At 63.7% G+C, this 20,826-nt stretch carries 17 protein-coding genes; all 17 read right to left on the reverse strand.

Going from position 1 to position 20,826, the window contains the following annotated elements; translation table 11 throughout:
- Positions 1 to 86: 86 nt before the first annotated feature.
- Complete coding sequence (locus NUH19_RS05185; protein WP_262315489.1) at positions 87 to 1,427, reverse strand: DEAD/DEAH box helicase; 1,341 nt, start codon at positions 1,425 to 1,427, stop codon at positions 87 to 89.
- On the reverse strand, positions 1,420 to 2,376 hold the full coding sequence (locus NUH19_RS05190) for a DHH family phosphoesterase (protein WP_262315490.1): 957 nt from the start codon (positions 2,374 to 2,376) through the stop codon (positions 1,420 to 1,422). Before NUH19_RS05190 ends, NUH19_RS05185 begins: the two co-directional genes overlap by 8 nt.
- Entirely contained in the window at positions 2,373 to 3,695 is a 1,323-nt protein-coding gene (locus tag NUH19_RS05195) for a DRTGG domain-containing protein (protein ID WP_262315491.1), read from the reverse strand. The genes NUH19_RS05190 and NUH19_RS05195 overlap by 4 nt, the downstream gene beginning before the upstream one ends.
- Before the next feature lie 71 nt (positions 3,696 to 3,766).
- A complete protein-coding gene (gene dinB / locus NUH19_RS05200; protein WP_262315492.1) occupies positions 3,767 to 4,864 on the reverse strand; it encodes a DNA polymerase IV in 1,098 nt (365 codons plus the stop codon).
- Positions 4,865 to 5,076: 212 nt separating this feature from the next.
- Complete coding sequence (gene zwf, locus NUH19_RS05205; protein ID WP_262315493.1) at positions 5,077 to 6,552, reverse strand: glucose-6-phosphate dehydrogenase; 1,476 nt, start codon at positions 6,550 to 6,552, stop codon at positions 5,077 to 5,079.
- A 9-nt stretch (positions 6,553 to 6,561) separates the two neighbouring features.
- On the reverse strand, positions 6,562 to 7,212 hold the full coding sequence (locus NUH19_RS05210) for a metal-dependent transcriptional regulator (protein WP_262315494.1): 651 nt from the start codon (positions 7,210 to 7,212) through the stop codon (positions 6,562 to 6,564).
- Between the two features lie 168 nt (positions 7,213 to 7,380).
- A complete protein-coding gene (locus NUH19_RS05215; RefSeq protein WP_262315495.1) occupies positions 7,381 to 7,710 on the reverse strand; it encodes a DUF1292 domain-containing protein in 330 nt (109 codons plus the stop codon).
- Between the two features lie 11 nt (positions 7,711 to 7,721).
- Positions 7,722 to 8,147 (reverse strand): Holliday junction resolvase RuvX, encoded by a 426-nt coding sequence (ruvX, locus tag NUH19_RS05220; protein WP_262315496.1) that lies wholly within the window; start codon positions 8,145 to 8,147, stop codon positions 7,722 to 7,724.
- Positions 8,148 to 8,408 carry an IreB family regulatory phosphoprotein gene (locus NUH19_RS05225; protein ID WP_225048878.1) on the reverse strand — a complete coding sequence of 87 codons (261 nt, stop codon included), beginning with the start codon at positions 8,406 to 8,408 and terminating at the stop codon, positions 8,148 to 8,150.
- A gap of 490 nt (positions 8,409 to 8,898) precedes the next feature.
- Complete coding sequence (locus tag NUH19_RS05230; RefSeq protein ID WP_262315497.1) at positions 8,899 to 9,654, reverse strand: nucleoside phosphorylase; 756 nt, start codon at positions 9,652 to 9,654, stop codon at positions 8,899 to 8,901.
- 249 nt (positions 9,655 to 9,903) lie between these two features.
- Positions 9,904 to 11,532: a DUF4091 domain-containing protein gene (locus NUH19_RS05235; protein WP_262315498.1), complete on the reverse strand. Its 1,629-nt coding sequence runs from the start codon at positions 11,530 to 11,532 to the stop codon at positions 9,904 to 9,906.
- On the reverse strand, positions 11,525 to 13,000 hold the full coding sequence (locus tag NUH19_RS05240) for an arylsulfatase (protein WP_262315499.1): 1,476 nt from the start codon (positions 12,998 to 13,000) through the stop codon (positions 11,525 to 11,527). Before NUH19_RS05240 ends, NUH19_RS05235 begins: the two co-directional genes overlap by 8 nt.
- Complete coding sequence (locus tag NUH19_RS05245) at positions 12,997 to 14,433, reverse strand: alpha-L-fucosidase (protein ID WP_262315500.1); 1,437 nt, start codon at positions 14,431 to 14,433, stop codon at positions 12,997 to 12,999. The genes NUH19_RS05240 and NUH19_RS05245 overlap by 4 nt, the downstream gene beginning before the upstream one ends.
- Entirely contained in the window at positions 14,430 to 17,387 is a 2,958-nt protein-coding gene (locus NUH19_RS05250) for a glycoside hydrolase family 2 TIM barrel-domain containing protein (protein WP_262315501.1), read from the reverse strand. Before NUH19_RS05250 ends, NUH19_RS05245 begins: the two co-directional genes overlap by 4 nt.
- 168 nt (positions 17,388 to 17,555) lie before the next feature.
- Positions 17,556 to 18,392, reverse strand: a complete 837-nt coding sequence (locus NUH19_RS05255) for an AraC family transcriptional regulator (protein WP_262315502.1) — start codon at positions 18,390 to 18,392, stop codon at positions 17,556 to 17,558.
- 374 nt (positions 18,393 to 18,766) lie between these two features.
- Positions 18,767 to 19,690 (reverse strand): carbohydrate ABC transporter permease, encoded by a 924-nt coding sequence (locus NUH19_RS05260; protein ID WP_262315503.1) that lies wholly within the window; start codon positions 19,688 to 19,690, stop codon positions 18,767 to 18,769.
- Positions 19,691 to 19,702: 12 nt separating this feature from the next.
- Positions 19,703 to 20,674: an ABC transporter permease gene (locus tag NUH19_RS05265; RefSeq protein WP_420844668.1), complete on the reverse strand. Its 972-nt coding sequence runs from the start codon at positions 20,672 to 20,674 to the stop codon at positions 19,703 to 19,705.
- Positions 20,675 to 20,826 lie beyond the last annotated feature (152 nt).

Here is a 20,826-nt window from a genome sequence, read left to right on the forward strand (position 1 = left end):
GCCGTCCGCTGCGCAACGCCGAGACTGCGCCGCCCGGTCGCCCACCCAAAAACGGCGCGGCGAGTCCCCTCACCGCGCCGCCTGCGTTAGTTCTGCTTGTTCTTCTTGCGGGTTGCACGCATTTCCTCGCGCTTTTTGATCTTATTGTTGCGGCGCCGCTCCTCGGCCACGGCCTTTTGAATCTTCTTCTTGTAGCCGGGCATCTTCTTTTTGGCTTCCTTCTTGGCCAGGCCGCGAATCGCGAGGCTGCGTTCCTCGGTCTTGGGCTTGCGGGCCTGACGCCGGTTGCGGTCGTAGGAATCGACCAAGGCGCCGTTCTTGAAGGCCTTCGGGGTGAAGTGAATGCCCAGGTGTTCGAGCTCTGCAATCTGCGCCTCTTGGCCCGGGGCGTAAAGCGTGATGGCGGTGCCGGGCAGCCCCTTGCGGCCGGTGCGGCCGACGCGGTGGATGAAGAACTCCAAGTCGTTGGGAATCTCCGCGTTGATCACCAGCGAGACGCCGTCGATGTCGATGCCTCGCGCGGCCAGGTCGGTCGCGACGACGTACTGGAACTTGAGGTCGGCGACTTCCTTCATCACGCGCTTGCGCTCGCGCGGCGGAATGCCGCCGTGAATCTTGGCGACCTTCAGCCCCTGGTTGGTCAAGTAGCGGTGAATCGCGTCGGCCGTGGTCTTGGTGTTGGCGAAGACCAGCGCCAGGAATGGCTCGCCCATGGTCAAAATCTTGTAGATCAGCTCGTTTTTATCCTGCCCCTTGACCGACACCAGCTGGTTGTCGACGGTGTCGGCGATCACGGTCTTAGGCTTAATCACGATTTCGAGCGGCTGGGCCATGTACTTCTTCAAAAACGGCTGCAGCTTAGCCGGAATGGTGGCGGAAAACACCAGCATCTGCAGGTCTTCACCAAACACCCCGGCAATCTGGTCGACGCTGGCCAAAAAGCCCATGTCAAGCGTCATGTCGGCCTCATCCACCACGAAGGTGTGGGCGGTCCGCGCGTTGAGCGCCTGGGCCTTGATCAGATCCAGCAGGCGGCCCGGGGTACCGATCGCGACGTGGGGCTGCTGGTTGCCGAGCTTTTCGATCTGGCGGCTCTTGTCGGTGCCGCCGACGTAATTGTGGATGCGCAGGTCCGGGTTGGCCGCGGCCAGCTGCGTGGCCACGGTGTAAAGCTGGGTGGCCAGCTCGCGGGACGGCGCGGTGATCACGACCTGCACGGCGTCTTTGGTCGTGTCGATGCCATTGAGCAGCGGCAGCAGGAACGCGTGGGTCTTGCCGCTGCCGGTTTGGCTTTGGCCGATCACGCTTTGGCCCTTCAAGACGGCGGGAATCACCTGCTCTTGAATCGGCGTCGGCGTCTTGATCTGCATGTCGTCAAGCCCCTGCATCAGGAAGGGCTTGAGGTGAAACTGGGTAAAATCAGGCATTCATGGTCTCCTTATAGTCGTGAACCAAGGCGTCCAGCGCGCGTTGAATCTGCGCCGCCTCGGTGAGGTCTTGGGCCTTGGCGCCGGCGGCCAGCGGGTGGCCCCCGCCGGCGAAGGCCTTGGCCAGCTCGTTAATCACCGGCCCCTTGGAACGCAGGTTGACGCGGTACGGCGCATCGACTTGCTCGACGAACATCGCCCAGGCGATCACCTCGCCCAGCCGCCCCGGGGTGCCGACCGCGGCGTGAACCTGATCTGAGGTCAGGCCGAGGGCCTCGATCACGCGCCGGGGAATCACCACCCACGCGGCGCCGGCCGGCGTCACGGTCATGTGCGTGAACACGTAGCTTTGCAGCTTGGCCTGGGCGAAGGTAATTTGGTTCATCCGGTTGTTCAAGGCCGTCGGGTCAAAATCGGCTTGGATCAGCGCGGCGGCCACCTCAAGCGTGTGGGGGCTGGTGTTGTTGAACAAGAAGCGCCCGGTGTCGCCGACGATGCCAGCGTACAGCAGCCGGGCGGCGGCGGTGTTCAGGGTCAGCTTGCCGCTTTGCTGGATCAGGTCAAAAATCAGCTCCGAGGTCGAGCTGGCCTCCGGCACCACCCACTGCAAGTCGCCGTAAGCGTCGTCGTTGGGATGGTGGTCGATTTTGATCAGCTTGGCGCCGGTCGAGAAGCGCTGGTCGGACACCCGCGGCTGGTTGGCCGTGTCACACACGATGACCAAGGCCCCTTCGTAGGTCGCATCCGCCACCTCATCCATCGCAGACAGCCAATCTAGGTTGCCGACCGCCCCACCGGCCAGCAGGACGGTTTTGTCGGGGTAACCGGCGGCGATGGCGGCGGCCAGGCCGCCTTGGCTGCCCAAGGCGTCCGGATCCGGGTTGACGTGGCGGTGAATGATAATCGTGTCGTAGTCTTGAATTGCCTGCAGAATCTGGTCTTGAATCATCGTGAATTCCTTTCTAACAGCTGGCAGGTGACGATTGCCTTGGCAACCGGCAGCCCGTCCGTCTGCAGCTCGATGTCGAATGAGCCTTCGTGCTGGGTCATCTCCAGCGGCCGCAGCGTAATCAGCACCGTCGACTCCAGCTGGATCGGCCGGAAGGTGTGCAGTGAAAGCTGCTCGATCAGCACGTTGCGCCGCCCGTTCTCGTTGAGGTAGTGGGTGACCACGGTGTTGATCGCCTCGTTCATCACCCCGAACGACAGGGTGCCGAGCTTGTTGGTCATCATCGGCGTGGTGTGAAGTTCAAACCCCGCCCCCACGTCCGGCTGCACCTTGGCCGCCTCCAGCTGGGCCGCCACCGTGTCGGCGATGGTGGTACCGACCGAATCGGAGCCCAGATCCGCCAGGCTGGCGAAGACGCTGGCCCGGGTGACGATGCCCAAAAGCTGCCAGTCGTCATCGACCACCGGCAGCACGTTCAGGCCGTTGCCCTGCATGGTGTGGCCGACGGTGGTGACGCTCAGGTACGGCCGCACCGTCTGGGGGTTTTTGACCATCACGCGTTCCAGCGGGGTGGTCGCCTTCTTGCCGGCCACCAGCTTGGGCGTGACCATCCCCACCAGCCGCCCGTTGCCGGTGATCACCGGCAGGACGAAGTCGGCGCGGGACTCGCGCAGCCGCGTGAAGTCGGCGACGGTGTCGGTGACGTTGGCGGTGCAGGTCTCCTCAAGCGGGGTGTAGATTGCGGCGACGGTCAAAATGTCTTGCTTGATCGCCTGATCGGACAGCGCCCGGTTCAGCATCGTCGCGACGGTGAAGGTGTCGTAGCTGGTCTGGATCACCGGCAAAGACGCCGCGTTGGCTTGGGCGATCACCGCGTCGGAGGTCATGAAACCCCCGGTGATCAGCACCGCGGCGCCGTTGTGCAGCGCCGCCTGCTGCGCGTCTTCGCGGTTGCCCAAAATGACCAGCGAGTTCTTGGTGATGTAGCGGGTCATCTCGCTGGGCGTCATGGCGCCGATCACGAACTTGTCCAGCTTCTTGTCGAGACCCGCGGAACCGCCGAGGACCTTGGCGTCGATCAGCGTGAGCAGGGCCCGAAACGTCAGCGAGTCGATGTTGTTCACCGGTTTTTGCTCGATGCGAATCGTGCCAACCCGCTCGATGGTGGACACCAGGCCGGTGTTTTCGGCCTCCTTGATCGCGCGGTAGGCGGTGCCTTCGCTGACCTTCTGGTGCTTGGCGATGGTTCGCACCGAAATCTTGGTCCCGACCCCGAGGCTCGCGATGTAGTTGAGGATCTGTTCATGTTTAGTCGCCATTATGTTTGCTCCATTTATACAGTCTTTTCTTGAGTATACCACAGACTGCGGCGATTTCGTTGCCTGTATTGCTACAGTTGTAAGTCAATGTTCTCATACTGCTGCGGATCAAGCGCCGTCAGGGTGATGCCCAAAAGCCGCACCTGCTCCGGGCGGTGGTCTAGGCCCTGCCACAGTTGCCACGCCGCGGCAGCGATCGCGGTCGCCCCTTGGAAGTAGGTGTCTTGGGTCAACCGCTTGGTTTGCGTGACAAAGTCGGCGTCACGGACCTTCAGCACCACCGTCTTGCCGTGCTTTTGCTTCTTGGTCAACGACTCGGCCACCAGTTCCGCGAGCCGCTCGAGCTCGCGCTTGACCGCGGGTTCGGCGGCCAGCACGCTTTGGTACGTTCGCTCCTTGCCGATCGACTTGGCCGTTCGCACCAGCACCGGGCGGTTGTCCACGCCCCGGGCATGCTGGTACAGTCCCAGGCCCATTTTGCCAAAGCGGGTGATCAGCGCCTCCTGGCTGAACTGACGCAGCGTGTAGCCGTCGGTGATGCCCATCGCCTCCAGCTGCGGCGCCGTTTTCGCCCCCACCCCGCGGAAGGCCGCAATCGGCAGCCGGTCCAGGAACTCCTGAGCCTGCTCGGGCAAAATGATCGTGCGACCCTGCGGCTTGTTGTACTCCGAGGCCTCCTTGGCCAAAAACTTGTTGTACGACAAGCCAATCGAGCTGGTCAGCCCCGTCGCCTGGCGAATCTGATCCTGTAGCCACAATCCCAGCGCGATGGTCGTGCGAAACTGGGTGTTGCCGGTCACGTCGAGGTACGCCTCATCCAGGGCGACCGGCTCGATCAGGTCGGTGACTTGGTGAAACAGCGCGTGAATCTGCGCCGACACCGCGCGGTACTTGGTGAAGTCCGGCGCCTTGAAGGTCAAAAGTCGCCGCGGCACCAGCCGCAGCGCCTGGTTGGCCGGCATCGCCGAATGCACCCCGAACTGCCGGGCCACGTAATTGGCGGTGGTCACCACCCCCTTGCCGCCGGTGGTTCGCGGGTCATGGGCGATCACCAACGCCCGGCTGCGCAGCCGCGGATCGTCACGCTCCTCGATGGACGCGTAAAAGGCGTCCATGTCGACGTGAATGATTTTGTGCGACGTATCGTTTTTCATCGGTAGCTCGAGCATGGGAGACTCCTTTCAGAGGGTGGAACGTGGCGCAGTTAGCGGGACGGATAGCCTAGCCGTGGCGCTTGGGACCCGGGCCTGGTCTGAGTGACGCGGCTTAGCCGATCGAATCCGTGATGCGCGGCAAAACCCGTTTGGCGGGTGGCCCGACCGGACAAGATAAAAACAAGGCCCCGCGCATCGCCATGCGCAGCACCTCGTCAATGAAGCGGCTAGTCCGCCATCTGAATTCGGGTCGGCTGCCAGAACCAGTCGTGGCCGTCCTGTTGCAGCAGCTCGAAGGCCTGCTTGGGGCCCATCGTGCCGGCCGGGTACGTCGGCATCGCGTCATCTTTGGCCCATGCGGCCAAAATGACGTCGATGTAGCGCCAGGTCGCGGCCAGCTCCGTCCAGTGGTTGAAGTTGGTCTGATCGCCAACCAAGGCGTCCTCAATCAGCCGCTCGTAGGCCTCAGGCGCCGCCTGGGCCGCCTTTTTGTCGTGGCGGAAGTCCAGGTTCTCGGGCGTCAGGTCGTTGGTCTGCCCGAGCTTCTTGCCGTTGAGCTGCAGGGTGATGCCCTGCGTCGGCTCGATGTAGATGGTCAGGTGAGCGGCGGGTTGGGTTCCGAACAGCCCCGGGGTGCCGGGCTTGAAGGTCACGGTGACCTGCGTCGACTTGCGGGTCAGGCGCTTGCCGGTTCGCACGTAAATCGGCACACCGGCGAGGGCCGGGGCATCGGTTGTGATGCGCCCGGCAACGAAGGTGTCGGTCATGGAAGCCGCTGCCACGCCGTCCTCTTGGCGGTAACCCGGCACAGTGGCCCCGGCGATCTGAGCGCTGGTGTACTGGCCCCGCACGAAGTTGGCCGCGGCCTCCGCCGTGGTGTAGCGGTGCAGGTTGGCGAAGGCTTCAGCCTTGACCTCGTGAACCGCGGCGGCGGAAAGCGCCGTCGGCTCGGCCATGGTCAGGTAGGCGACCAGCTGCATCACGTGGTTTTGGACCATGTCGCGCAATGCCCCGGCGGTTTCGTAGTAGCCGGCGCGTTCCTCGACCCCAACGGCCTCGGCCAGCGTGATCTGGATGTCTTGGATGAAGTCCTTGTTCCACAGTGCCTTGATAATCGGGTTGCCGAAGCGCAGCCCCATGATGGCCTGTGCCATTTCCTTGCCCAGGTAGTGGTCGATGCGGAAAATCTGGGACTCCGCGAAGGTCGCCGTGATCGAGTCGTTCAGCGCCTTGGCACTGGCGTAATCGTGGCCGAACGGTTTTTCAATCACCAGGCGGTTGAAGCCGCCATCGGTCAAAAGCGCCTCGGACTTCAGGTGACTGGCGATGGTGGCGAAAAACGTCGGCGCCATCGCCATGTAGTACAGCCGGTTGCCGGCCGTCTCGTACTTGGCGTCGAGCTTGGCGGCCAGCTCCTTGAGCGTGATGTAATGCGCCGCGTCGGTAACGTCGTGGGACTGGTAGTAAAAATGCGCGGCAAAGGCGACGGCCTGATCGTGGTCGTTGTCGCCGGCCACGGCCGAAACGACGATGTCGCGGTAATGGGCATCGGTCCAAGGCCGCCGGGCCGTGCCGATCACGGCGAAGTGTTGCGCCAGGATGCCGCGCTTGTACAGCCCGAACATCGCTGGGTAAAGCTTACGTTGCGCGAGGTCGCCGGACCCCCCGAACAAAATGATGACAGCAGCGGTTTCTTCAGCCATTGTTCACTCCTACTCCTGAACTTCAACGAAAATGTGCGAGGCCCGGCCCAGTTCAACGGGCAGGTCCTTGCCGGTTTCACGCTGGTGCAGCGTGATGGTTCGCGTATCTTTGGCCACCACTTGGAAGTGGTCCTCGATGTGCAGCCCCATGCCGAAAATGTAATCGATCACCGCGGCCTCGTCGACCACCCGCTCGATGTGGCCGTGGTCGCCGACGGCCAGGCTGGCCAGGGCGACGCGGCTTTGGTCGAGGTAATGCCCGTCCTCGTCGGGGATCACGCCGCCGTGCGGGCAGTACTGGGGCCTGCCCAGCATCTTGGCCAGCCGGTCGGCCATGTCCGGCGTGGTCGCGTGCTCAAGCTTTTCGGCCTCTTGGTGAATCGCGTCGACGGGATAGCCCAGAGACGACACCAGAAAAACCTCCCACAGCCGGTGGTTACGCACCAACATCGCGGCCTTTTGCTGGCCGCTGGCGGTGAGCTTAATGCCTTGGTAAGGGGTGTGCGTGACGTAGTGCTGCTCGACCAGCTTGGTGATCATCTCGCTCACCGACGCCGCGCTGACGGTCAACCCCGCCACAATCTGCTTGTTGGAGATCAAGGCCGTGTCGCCACCCAACTCAAAAATCATTTTCAAATAGTCTTCTTTATTCGGTGTCATTGTTCTCCTCACCTCTTTGTCCACTGTCTTTATTATGCCCGACTTGAGCAAAAATTACACCCTTAATCAGACCGCACCAAAGCGGCCGCCCGACGGCACAGGCGACCACTGCCTTAACGGCGCGTTGGCGGTCAAAAAAGGCTTGCCCGGTGAGCAAGCCCTTCTCGATTAGTCCGCGTTGTCTTCGTCGTCCTCATCGGCCAAGAAGGTGTTGAGCACCTCTTCGACCATCGCCCACTCATCGTCGTCTTCGATGGGGAACAGGTCGCCTTGGCTAGCGTCGCCGTTCTCGTCCGGCGTGAAGGAGAAGGCCTGAATCTCAAGCTCCTCGTCCTCGCTTGCGCCTTGCGGGTACAAGAGCACGTAGCTCTTGCCGTAATCGTCGGAGTCGAAGGTGAACAGGACCTGGTACAGATCCTCGTTGCCCTTCTCGTCGATCAGGGTGATCAGCTGCTCGTCTTCGCCTGGGTGCAAGTGTTCGTTGTTCTCTTCTGCCATGATAGCCTCCGTCAGGACCGGCTTCTGCGGTCCAGGTAATTTTGCAAAATCATCTGCGCCGCGAGCTTGTCGATGACCTGCTTTTGGCGTTTGCGCGACGCGTCGGCCTCTTCGATCAGCATCCGCGATGCCTCAACGGTGGTCAGCCGCTCGTCGGTGAAATCAACGGGCAGCCCAAAGCGAGCCTTGAGCATCTCGCCGTAAGCCTGGGACTTCTCGGCCCGGGGCCCCAGCGTGTTATTCATGTTTTTGGGCAGGCCGACGACGAACTCGGTGACCTCATACTGCGCCACGATTGCGGCGACGCGGTCCAGCCCGTAGTCTTCCTTGTCCTCGTTGATTCGAATGATCTCAAGCCCCTGTGCGGTCCAGCCCAACGGATCGCTCAGCGCGATGCCGACGGTGCGGGAGCCCACATCTAAGCCCATTAAGCGCATCTAGTCTTTCTCCTTGCCCAGCGCGTTACGAACAAGCTCCTCGATGATGACATCGCGTTCGTACTTGCGGATTTGGGCGCGGGCGTCCTTGTACCGCGGGATGTAAGCCGGGTCGCCTGAAATCAGGTAACCCACGATTTGGTTGATTGGGTTATAGCCTTTTTCCTCAAGGGATTGGTAGACGGTCTCTAACGTCTCACGGACGTTTTTCGGGTTGTTGTCCGGAAAATCAAAGTGGACGGTTTGATCTAATGTGCTCATTCCTAACACCTCTATTCTGTCCAGTTCACCTTCTATTTTACTTGAAAACGGTCCAAAGTACAACGGCAGAGGGGCAAGTGTCAACCCAGGGCGAAGCCAGGCGCATTTAGCGAACCGAGTAGCGCTGCGCCGGTGCTTGGAGCGATCCTTGCTTCAAGTGCCGGTGCAAGCTAGTCGTGTTCGCGTTGCCTGGCGGAGCCCGACGCTCCAGGGCAAAGCCAGGCGCATTTAGCAGGACGGCTAGCATAGGCCTGGCCTCGAGTGCCGGCCCTAGCAGGCCGCTCCCGCGTTGCCTGGCGGAGCCCGACGTTCCAGGGCGAAGGGCCGCGGGTTGAGCGGGACGGCTAGCCTAGCCGTGGCGCTTGGGGCCCGGGCCTGGCCCCGAGTGACGCGGCGTAGCTAGCCGCTCACGCGTTGCGGCCTGGAGCCCGACGCCCCAGGGCAAAGCCAGGCGCAGTTAGCGAACCGAGTCACGCCGCGCCGGTGCCGCCTACGCGTCGGCCGGCCACTGCTGCAGCGCCGCCACGCCGATCGCAAGCGTCGGCAGCTGCGAGGCGACGCCGAAGCCGCGGTTATCGTAGGCATCGATGGCGGCCAGGCTGTCGGCGGTGAACAGAATCTGGCCGAACCTGGCCCCACGAAAGGCCGCACAGGCGGCCATAGCGGCGCATTCCATTTCGACCACCTCAAAGCCCTGCGCCTTGGCCTTGGCGATTTTGCCAGGCGTCTCGCGGTAATACGCGTCGTTGGTCCAGGTCCCCACCGCCTTGCCGCGCGGCCCCAAGACCCGCAGCAGGTGAGCGGCCAGCGCCGGATCCAGCGCAATGCTGGCGGCCGGCGGCAGGTAGTGGTAAGACGTCCCCTCGTCGCGCAGGGCTTGGGTCACCACCATCAGCTGGTTCTCCGGGGCATCGACCAAAACGCCACAGGAGCCGATGGCCACCACCACCCGGGCCCCATAGCCCAGCAGGAAATCCAGCAGCTGTACGGCGGCCGGGGCCCCCAGCGGCATCTGGCACAGGCCGATGGTCTGGTCGCCCACTGCCAGCGCATACACGCGGTAGTGCTTGGCGATGGTCAGGTACTCCCCGACCTGCCGGTGCGGCCGCGTGGCCAGGAAGGCCGCGAAGTTGTCGTCGCTGACGAAGGCCGCCAGCATCTTGGCCGGCAGCGCGAAGCCCTCGCCGCGGTTAGGGGCGATCACCGCCGTAGGGTCGGCGTCGTAATCGGTGATGGGAATTGGCATGTGGATAACCACCTTTCGCACAGTGAATTGTGGTTAAGCCTACCACTTTGGCGGCCATTGTCCACCGTTTTATCGCCCAATTCCCGATAAACTGTGGCTAACCCGCGGGTTATCCCCAGCGTTAGCCACATATCCCCCGTTTTCCCGGTGCAAAACCACTCGCCGGTCAGGCTTACCCACAGGTGGATAAGTCCGCCACGCAAAAAGGGCCGACCCTGGTCGACCCTCACGTGCTTGTGCCAGTGTCGCTCAGCCTTGGGCCAGCCGCCTGGCCACCGCGGCGTGGAGTTGGTCCAGCCACGCGGCGTTTTGCGGGTAGGCCGTGAAGCTGAGCGGCTGGCCGGCCGCCTGCTCAACCATTGCAAGCACCGCCGGGCGACCGATGCGGCCGGCCAGCTGCTGCAAGGCGGCGAGGTCGGCCAGCCCCATCATCTGCACCTCGTTGCGAATGCTGGTCTCCGGCCCGTTTGGCCCCGGGTAAACCAGGAACGGATCGCCGCCCGGAAAGAAGCCGGCGGCGTCGGTGACGGCGTAGGGGTCGACCGGATGGGTACTCAAGGCGGCGCTGTAGAAGTTGTAGCCCCAATGCAGGAACCCCGGGATGTCGAAGACGAACAGCAGCGTCCCCATCACCCGGTTGCGAAAGCTCGGTAGCGCAAAGAAGCGGTTGGGCACCCGGTCACCTTGGCTGCAGCAGTAGTAGGCCCACAACGGCGAGACCCCGGCGGCCAGGAACGGCTCAAGCGCGTCGTCGGCGACCACCGGCAGCGGCACTAGGCCACTGTCGTGCAGCGCAAGCGACGACACCGCGTCCATCACCCGGCAGCCTGCAAACAGGTCGGCCACGCTGGCGCGAGCCGCGGCGAACTGCGCCATCTGCGCCGGCCCGGGCTCGTCGGACACGTGGTAAAACAAGTGGTCGTTGTCGTAGCCATACTCGGCCATCACCACTCTTGCCGCCGGCAGCAGCTGGTGGAGAAAGGCGACGTAATCCGGATCGGTGGCTGCGGTGGCCCAGCCGAACCGCCAGGCCCCGTCAACCTGGATGTTCGGGGCGTGTTCGGCCCCCCACTGGGTGAACAGCGGCGGCAGCTCCAAGTTGACCACGCCGAGGCGCCGGCACAGCTGGCACCAGCGGCGCAGGTTGGCCCAATCGAAGGTGAAGCGCCCGGGTTCAGGCTCGCTCACCGTGACCAGCTGCACGTTCAGGCGCCGCGTTTTGACCGCGGTGTCCAAGGGCGGTGTAAACAGCGGGGTCAAAAGCGTGTTAATCCCACAGCGGTCGACCGCAAAGTCGACGAACTCGGCAATGCGGTCCCACAGCGCCGGCTCGTAAGGTGTCAGGTGGTAGTAGCTGGCCAGGCCGTCGACGTGGAACCACTCGGAGTGCCACAGCGCAGGCGTGGTCGCCGCGGCCGCTGCGACGGTCAGGCTCACGCTCAGCACCTGCTGGGGCGTCGGCTCATCCCCGACGCGCAGTGCGATGCGCCACTGGTGTTGGCCCGGTGCCAGATTGCCAGTATCCAGCCGCAGCCAGGCGGCTCGCCACTGGCCGAGATACGCGCGGAGTTCGCCCGGCACCAGCGGATCGGGGAACAGCCCCGGGGCAGTCCTCAGGTAGCCGGGGTCGCCTTGCGCGTCGGGCCGTTGCGCCAGCGTGGTCGGCACCAGGCCGACTGAGAACACCGCCGCGGCCGGCGTCGCCTCAAGCGTAACCGGCGCGAAGGTCCCGTCAAGCGCCGTGGCCGACACCGCCACCTGCACCGCCGCGACCTCACCTTGCAGCACCGTCAGGCCGGTGGTCAGCGGCGCCGGCGCCTGGTCTGGAAACACCTTGGTCATGCAAGAGACCAGGCGACAGGCAATGCGATTAGTCATGTTCAGCCTCCTTTTGGCGCCGCACGAAGGCCAGCGTCGGCTGGCACTGCGCTGCCGTGCGGCGGGTCAGCTGGCCGTTTTGCACGAAGCCCTCCTCGCGGTTGGCCAGGTGCTTGGTCAAGGCCGCCTTCAGCGCCGCCACGGCGCCGGCGTAGGCCGGATCGCCAATCGCGTCGTGCCGCTCGTTGGGATCGCGGGTGAGGTCGAACAGCTGGTAGCGGTCCTGGCACGGAAACCAGACAAGCTTGATTCCGGCCTGCAGGACGAACTGCGCCGACCACTCCCAGTAGGCGTGTTCGCCAAAAACCAGGCGCGAGTCGGCCGAGTCCGGTGCCTTCCCTTCGATCAGCGGCCGCACACTTTGACCGTCCGTCGCCACCGGCTCACCTCCGGTCAAGTCAACCAGCGAGGCGAACAGGTCCTGCAACACCACCGGCGCGTCAATCTGGTGGGGCGTTCCCGCAAGTAGGTGGCCGGGATCGTACAGGAAGCTCGGCACATGGATGCTGCCTTGGTACGGCAGCATTTTGCGGAAGAACCCGTGCTCGCCCAGCAGGTCGCCGTGGTCGGAGACGAACCAGATCAGCGTGTGATCGAACTCGCCGGTTTCGACCAAGGCCGTCAAAAAGCGCCCGATCTGGTGATCCAATTGCGAGATCAGCCCGAGGTAGCCGGCCACCATGCGCCGCTCGTCGTCGTCGCGCAGCTTGCCCTGCATCGCCTCCAGGGCCGGCGGCTGGTCCGGCACCTGCTCCCAGTCGCCCATGTGCAGGTCCAGTCGGTGGTCCTTGAGGCGCTGCATGTACATGTCAAAGTAGTACGGCGGCGGGTCCAGCGGCGCGTGGGGCTTGTCGAAGGACAGCTTGAGGAAAAACGGGCAGGTCGGATCACGCCGCTTGAGAAAGTCGATGCCCTGCTTGACGATCCAGTTGGTCGGGTGCTGGTCCTCGGGGTACGGCCACGGCCGCGCGTCCCAGGCGTTGCAGTTGAGCCCGTCGTCCGTGTAGTCGCGGTCGCCCTGGCGGCGCAGGTCGGCCAGGTAGTCGTCGCTGTTTTCAAAATTCCCCACGTAAGGCTGCTGGTGCTTGCGCTCGACGTGCAGGTAGCCGTCGTGCAGCACCACGTGGTCGTAGCCCAGGCGCTTGCGCGGCGGGTAGACGTGCATCTTGCCGATTGCCTCGGTTTGGTAGCCGCGGTCCCTGAAACTTTGCGGCAGCGTCTGGGCGAAGTGCCAAGGCATCAGGTCCTCGTACCCCACCCGCCCGGTGTGAGCCGGGTTCAGCCCCGTCAACAGCCCCGCCCGGGCCGGAACGCAGCTGGGCGTGACCGAGTACATCTGGCCGAAGTTATACCCCGCTCGGGCCATATCATCTAAAACCGGCGTCGAGACAAAGCCGGTCGGGTCGTTGATGCCCAGGCAATCCGCCCGCATCTGGTCGACTTCGATCAACACAATGTTTGGTTTCATTCGTCTGCTCCTCTGGTCATGATTCCGATGTCAGACAACGTCGGTGCCGCGCGGAACTGAGTGAGGGTGACCCGCACCGCCTGGGTGGTGCAGGGCTGCCCCAGCACCAGCCGCTTGGCCCCGACCGTCTGGCCAGCCCCCCACGGCCGCCAGCCGCCTGGCGTCTGCACCGCAATGGTGAAGCCCTCGATGCGCTGGCCCAGCGCCAGGTCCTCTTGCAAGGCGACGGTGTCAAAGGCCACCGGCTGCGGCCAGGTCAAAGTCAGCACCGGCCGAGCATCCCCGGCCGCCGCCTGCCAGGCCGCGGTGCAGGCCGCGGCCGGCGTGGTCGGCCCCGCGGTCACCCGCCACGGCCCGACGGCGCTTGAGGCCGTGACCGTGGCCTGACCGCCGCAGTCGCTTCGCCGCAGCGCCGTCAGCCGCCGCCCCAGCGCCGCCAGGTTGGCCACATCCACCGGGCACAACTGGCCATCCGCTTGCGGTGGCACGTTGAGCAGGAAGCTCGCGTTGCCGCCGACCGACGCCGCGTAGAGGCGAAATAGCTCGCCCGGCGTTCGCACCTGGGCGTTTTCGGCCGCGTGGTGGAACCAGCCCGGGCGAATGGAGGTGTCGACCTCCGCCGGGTACCAGGCCAAGGGGCCGTCGTAGCCGGCCAAAACGGCGCGGCTGCCAAGGTCCGGCAGGCTGGAGTTGAAGCGGCGGGAGAAACCCGGCGTGTCCGCCTGCTGCGAGGCCGCGGCCGTTTTCTCCGCGTCCTGCAGTTCCGCCGGCACCACGCTCCACTCCGCCTCCCGCGCGACGCCGGCCTCGTTGCCGATCCACCGCACATCGGGACCACAAACCGCGATGGTCGCCGCCGGTTGCAGGCGCCGGATCACCGAGTAGTACCGCGCCCAGTCGTAGCTTTGGCGCCGGCCGTTGGGCCCCTCACCGTTGGCCCCGTCGAACCAGACCTCAAACACCGGCCCGTAGTGGGTCAACAGCTCGGTGAGCTGACCGACGTAAAAATCATCGTAGGCCGCCCCCGAGCCGTAGCTTGGCTCGTGGCGGTCCCAGGGTGACAGGTAGACGCCGAACTTCAGACCGTGCCGCTGGCAGGCCGCGGCGAAGTCCTTGACCACGTCGCCGCAGCCGCCTTGCCAAGGCGAGCTGGCCACCGTGTGATTCGTCAAGGCGCTGGGCCACAGGCAAAAGCCGTCGTGGTGCTTGCAAGTCAGAATCGCGCCGCGCATCCCCGCCGCCTTCAGCGCTTGCGCCCAAGCGTCGCAGTCCAGCTGCGCCGGGTTGAACCACGCCGGGTCCTCGTTCCCGTCGCCCCACTCCCGGTCGGTCATCGTGTTCATCCCAAAATGCACGAAGCCGTAAAACTCAAGCTGCTGCCAGGCCAGCTGGCGAGGACTCGGCCGAACGGCGGCCAACTGCGCCGGCGTCATGGCGCCACCACCGTGGTCAGGTCAAGCGCCAGCTGCCAAGAGAACGTTTCTGCCGTGAACCGCTCGCCCTCTGGCAGCCGGGGACCGCAGCTGGCCGAGCCGATGCCGTTTTGCGCGTAATCCAGGCTCAACACGGCGGCGCTTGCAACCGGCAGCGCCCAATCGTGCTGGGCGGCCGTCAGCTGGGCGGCCGTGTAAGGCAGCAGCGAGAAGCTGGCCGGGGTCCCAAACGCGACGTGCAGGCGGTGGTTGGCGGCGGTCACCGCCAGCTCCCGGGTGGCGTAGTGGCTGCCGTTCTCCTGCGGCTTGATGTACGGCTCGAAGTTGGCCGCGGCCGTCGTGGTGAACCAATTGAGCCGCGCCGCCTCGTGTTTGTCGCGGTAGCTTTCCATCGGGCCCATGCCCAGGTACTCGGCCGCAACCGCCGAATCGAGCACCAGCTGCAGCCCAAAGCGCGGCCACTCCGGCAGCGCCTGACCGCGGGTCACCTGAACCGAACCGCGCAGCTGACCGCTGGCCGCCACCGTCCAGGTCACCGTCAAAGCGGCAAGGGGCTGCACCTTGACGGCGGTCAGGCTCACCTTGGTGGTGATGACCACCACCCCGTCCCGCTGGGCCACCGTGCAACTGTCGCGGCGCGGCAACACGCGGTCGTAACCGGCCGCTCGCCACGAGTCAGCCAGGTCGCGGTCGTTGTCGATCGGAGCTCGCCACAGCTGCCAGGCCATCGGCGACTGTAGCCACTGGTGGCCGCCTTGCTCAAGCGTGGTCCAGGTCCCGGTGAAGGCGTCCAGCACGTAGGTGAAGCCGACGCCTTTGACCGTCACCGTTTTAGGCGTCTGGGCCACGGTCAGTGCGGCGGCGCTGTCAATCAAGGCCGGCAACTCGCAAGGCGGATCCTGCAGCACCCGCTGCTGAACGCCGACGTCTGCCAAAGGCGCCGCAGCGCCGGGCAGCCCGAGCGTCCATTCCACGCTCAAAAGCCCGGCGGTCGCAGGCAACGCCACCGCGAATGCCTTGGTGGCGTGAGGCGCCAGCCCGGTCAGGTCAAGCGCCTGCCACGGTCCTGGGACCCCGGCCACGCTAGCTCGCCAGTAGCCGACATAGGCCCCGCCGTCAGTGAAGTCCAGCCGGTTGTGCAACACCAGCTCACCGTTTTGCACCGCGGTCAGGCCAATCGGCAGGTGAACCGCCTGGTACTCCAAGAGCCCAGTGTGTGGCCGCCGGTCAGGGTAAACCAGCCCGTCCATGCAGAAGTTGCCGGCGTCCGGGAACTCGCCGAAGTCGCCGCCGTAGCCCAGCCGCTTGCCGTCCGCCATCAGCATCGCGTGGTCGCACCACTCCCAGACGAAGGCGCCGATGAAGTTGTCGAAGCGCTGCATCAGCTCGTCGTAAACCGCCACGCCGCCGGGGCCGTTACCCATCGCATGCGCGTACTCGCACAACATCAACGGCAGCTGCTGGTAGCGGTCGCAAAAGGTCTGACAGCCGGCCGGGCTTTCGTACATGCGGCTGTACACATCGACCAGCCCCATCGTCTGCTCCGGCGCCGCCGCTTCGGCCGCCGACAGCCCCTCGTAGTGAATCAACCGGGTGGCATCGGCCTGGCGAACCCAGCGCATCGCCTTGGCGAAGTTCTCGCCGGACCCAGACTCGTTACCCATCGACCAGCAGAAGATGCAGGCAAACAGCCGGTTGGCCGCCACCATGCGCTGCTCGCGGTCCAAGATCAACTTAGCGTAGGTCGGATCTTGCGCCAACTGGTTGATGTCGGACGCCGCACCATATAGGTCGCCGGTGCCGTGGCACTCGACGTCGGCCTCGGAGACGACGTAAAAGCCCATGCGGTCGCACAGCGCGTAGAACTCCGGCGACTTTGGGTAATGCGACGTGCGAATCGCGTTGAAGTGGTGCTTTTTCATCAACACCAAGTCGCGGTGCTGCATCGCTGGCGTCACCGCCGCTCCCACCCGCGGGTCGGAGTCGTGGTAGTTGGTGCCGTAGAGCTTCACCGCCTGGCCGTTGAGCCGCAGCACCCCGGCCTCAAGCGTCCACTGCCGGAAGCCGACGTCAAAAGGCAGCGCCTCGCCGCCGGCCGTCACCACCAGCCGGTACAGGGCCGGCCGCTCCGCGTTCCAAAAGGCGCAGTCGCTCACCTCAATCGCGGTGCCGACCGCCCAGCTGCCGGCCGCCACCTGCATGCCGGCCGCATCGTACAGCGCGTATTGCGCCGCCGGACCCGCGTAGGCGTCGACCACCAGGGTCCCGGTGCCTTGGGCGACGTTGACTGCGGTGTGCCAGTTCAGCGTCGTGGCGTGGTCTTGCGGCCGCGCCAGCAGGTAGACGCTGCGAATCAGGCCGCTGGTACGAAACTTGTCTTGGTCCTCGAAGTAGGTCCCCACCGACCACTTGACCACCAGCACGGCCAGGGTGTTCGCCCCCGGGTGAACGCAGGCCGTCACATCGAACTCGCTGTTGGCGTGAGGCACGGAGTCGTAGCCGACGTACTGGCCATTGACCCAGACGTACATGGCCGAGTCCTTGCCCTCGAAGTTCAGGTACCAGCTGGAATCGCCGGCCGCCACCGTGAAGTCGCGCCGGTAGTAGCCGGCCGGGTTGGCGTCGGGCACGAACGGTGGCTGGTAGGGAATCGGGTAAGAGACGTTGGTGTACTGGTGGTGGTCGTAGCCGTGGTTTTGCCAGGTCGAAGGCACCGGCAACACCGCCGTGGTCGACAGCTGGCCATTGCGCCAAAAATCGTCGCTCAGCGCCGAAATGTCCGGCAGGTAGGCGAAGTCCCAGTCGCCGTCGAGGCTGGTGAACTGAGGGGAGTCCTCGCGGTGCTTGGCCGCTCGGGCGGCGGCCGCCGTCGGGTAAGGAATGACGTACGGCCGGGCCGGTTCGGTGTTTTCGCTCAGCGCCTGGGGATCTTCAAGTAAGTCGCGTTTTGTCATGATTGTGCCACCTTTCACGTATTCTCGCCTATTGTATAGCGCTTACGCACGGTTGCATATCGCAAAACAGACACTCAAACATGGGAAAATGTCGCCTCGGGCGACCGGTCGCTGATCGGAGTCGAGAAGCCAGCAAAAAACCAGGCCGCAGCCTGGCTAGATGTGCGATTAACCCACTCCCCCGCCTTCGCGGTGGCCGCGGCGGTAAGCTCGCGGCGACCGCCGGTAGACGCGCTTGAACTGGGTGGAAAAATACAGCGGATCCGGGTAGCCACACGCCGCGGCCACCGCCTGAACCGGCATCGTGGTCGTCTCCAGCAGCTGGGTGGCCCGAGCCAGCCGCAGCCGCTGCAGGTACTGCTGCGGCGATACGTGCAAGGCGGCCTTGAACTGCTTGGTCAAGTAGCCGCGGCTGACGTTGACCCGCTCGGCCAGCCCCGCCACAGTGAGGGGCTCTTGGTAGTGCGTGTGCAAAAAGGCCAAGGTGTCGTCGATACGCTGCTGCTGAAGTGCCGGCACCGGCGGCTGGGGCGGTAGCGCCACCGCCGCACTCAGCACGTCCAAAAACGTTGTCAGCGCCGCCAGCCGCGCCAGCTCCCGGCCGTTGTCCGGGCGACACGCCGCCGCAACCGCCGTCAAGGCCCGGCCGCACTGCTCGGCCTTTGCCTCGGGCAAGGCGGCAAGCGCCGCCTGCGTCAGCGTTGCAAAATGCTCATCCACCAGACTCCCGGCGGCCGCCACCCACGCGTAGGTCCAAGGCGTCGCCGCGTCCGGTCCGTAGTCGACCAGCTGCCCCCGCTTGAAGAAGAACCACTCCCCGGCGTGGTAAGCTCGCCGCTTCCCATCGATGGTGACGGCACCGCTGCCGCTCAGCACGTGATGAAACACGTAGGCCTGCCCCGCCTGGTAGCGGTAGTGATCAAGAACCGTGCAGGGCTGATACCCGCACTCCGTCAAGTTGAGCTCGGCGCGAGTCGCCTGAGCCCGGTACCAGAAGTATTCCATGCCGCCACCTCCCCCTTAATTAAACCGCTTTCGCCGCGGAATTGCCACGGGTCACCGACCGCGGTCAACCGGCCCCGCCGCGACCACCCGTTGGGCCACGCCGCCGCTTTGCCGCCGCAGGGCTGACGCTTTGCCGCCGTGGGGTTGACGCCGGGCCACCGCCAAGGCCTTGCGCCGGCGCCGCGCCACACAAAAAGGCCACCGATCACTCGGTGGTCCTGATGTCTTGGCACAAGCTGCAGGCCGCTCGCGAGGGGGGCGAGCCAAGCCTTGGCAGCCGTGCGGATTGACTGATTGCGCCGGTCAGGCGGTGAGGGCCGCCTGTGCGACAACCGTGCGGGTAAGCAAGCCGCATGGCGCATGGTCTTTCGGGCCTAGCCCTTGACCCCGCCGACGGTCATGCCTTTGACGAAGTACTTCTGGAAGAATGGGTACGTCAAGGCGATTGGCAAGGTGGCGACGACAACGACGGCGAAGCGCATGCCTTCGGACGGAATTTCCGAGCCGGCGGCCAGGGTGGAACCCCCTTGCGCGGCCTGCTGGGTCAGCATCTGAATGTTGTTTTGAATCTTAACCAGCAGGTACTGCAGCGGCGTCACGTTCGGGCTGTCGGTGTACAGCATCGCGTTGAACCAGTCGTTCCAGTAGCCCAGGGCGGAGAACAGGGAGATGGTCGCAATCCCGGGTACCGCCAGCGGCACCACGATGCTGCGGAAGATCTTCAGCTCGGACGCCCCGTCGATCCGGGCGGATTCGATGATCGATTCCGGAATGTTGGTCAGGAAGAAGGTCCGCATGATCAACACGTTGAACACCCCGAAGGATGCCGGCAGGATCAGGGCCCAGATGCTGTCCTTTAAGTGCAGCATTTGGGTGACAACCAAGTAGTTCGGCACCATCCCTGGTGTGAACAGCATGGAAATCAAGGCGAAGATGGTGAAGAACTTCTTGTAGTCGAAGTCACGCCGCGAAATCGCGTAGGCGTATGTCGACGTGAACGTCGAGCTCATGATGGTCCCGACCACCGTCACGATGACGGTGATGATGAAGGACTTGCCGACCTGGCCGCCCATGCCGGTCAGGTACTGGTAAGACGCCAGTGTCCAGTGCTTTGGCCAGAACTGGTACCCGTAAAGGGTGATGTCCGATTCCTTGGTCAAAGACAGGATGATGATGAAGAAGAACGGCAGCACACAGCTGAGGGCGAAGATGCCCAAGAAGATGTTGAAGAACAGGTTCGTGCCGGCACTGAACTTGCGGATGTCCACCGCGCTAATCGTTTTTTTCTTTTTAGCCACGAGTTATCCCTCCTAAAACAGTGCTGAATCCGGCTGAACCTTGCGAACAATCGCGTTGGAGCCCAAGATCATGATCGAGCCGACCACCGACTGGATCAAGCCAGTCGCGGTACTCATGCCGATGTCGTTGGTCGTGGTCAAGGCGCGGTAGACGTAGGTATCGAACGTCTGCGTCACGTTGATCAACGTACCCGAGGCGCGAGGCAGCAGGTAGAACAGCCCGAAGTCTGACCGGAAAATACCGCCGATGTTGATGATCAGCATCAACGTGGCAATCGGCAGAATGTGCGGCAGCGTGACGTTTTTGATCTGCTGCCACTTGTTGGCCCCATCCATCATGGCCGCATCGTAGTAGGAAGGATCAATCCCACTGGCGGTGGCGAAGTAAAGGATACTGTTGTAGCCGATCCCTTTCCACACACCCATGAAGACGATGATGAACGGCCAGACGTACGGCGTGTTGTAAAAGTCGATGGCGGTGCCACCGGAGCTTGTGATGATGTGGTTGATAATCCCCTTATCCGCGCTCAGGAAGGCGTAAAGGAAGTACGCCAGAATCGCCCAGGACAGGAAGTACGGGAACAGCATGGAGGTCTGGTAGACCCGCAGCAGCTTCATGTTGCGCATCTGACTCATCACAATCCCGAAGAAAATGGCAAAGAAGAAGTTGAGCAACAGGAAGGTCAAGTTGTAACCCACGGTGTTGCGCAGGACAAGCCCGAAGTCCGCGGACTTGAAGAAGAAAATAAAGTTCTGTAAACCGACCCACGGGCTGTGGAACAAGCTGTATAAGAAGCCCCCGTCCGAGTACTGGAAATTCTGAAACGCGACGACGTTGGCCAAAACGGGAATGTAGAAGAAAATGATCAGGAAGAGTGTCCCTGGTGCGACCAGCAGGAAAAACGTGCTGTTCTTTTTCATCTTAGCGACGAAACCTTTACTGCTACCCCCGACGACGGCTGACTGCTTAGTCTGCATCGTCATCCCTCCTTATCAATGTATGAACTCATTGTAAGCCCTTCACATTTGTGACACAGTCGTCAAATTTAGGGAGTTAGTTGTCAAATTATTGTTGCAATTATAAGATTTTTCGCTATCCGGCCGGCCGGTGACGCCGCCGCTGGCCGGCACAAACC

The sequence above is a fragment of the Lacticaseibacillus parakribbianus genome, assembly GCF_025490915.1.
In the GTDB taxonomy this organism is placed as follows: Bacteria; Bacillota; Bacilli; order Lactobacillales; family Lactobacillaceae; genus Lacticaseibacillus; species Lacticaseibacillus parakribbianus.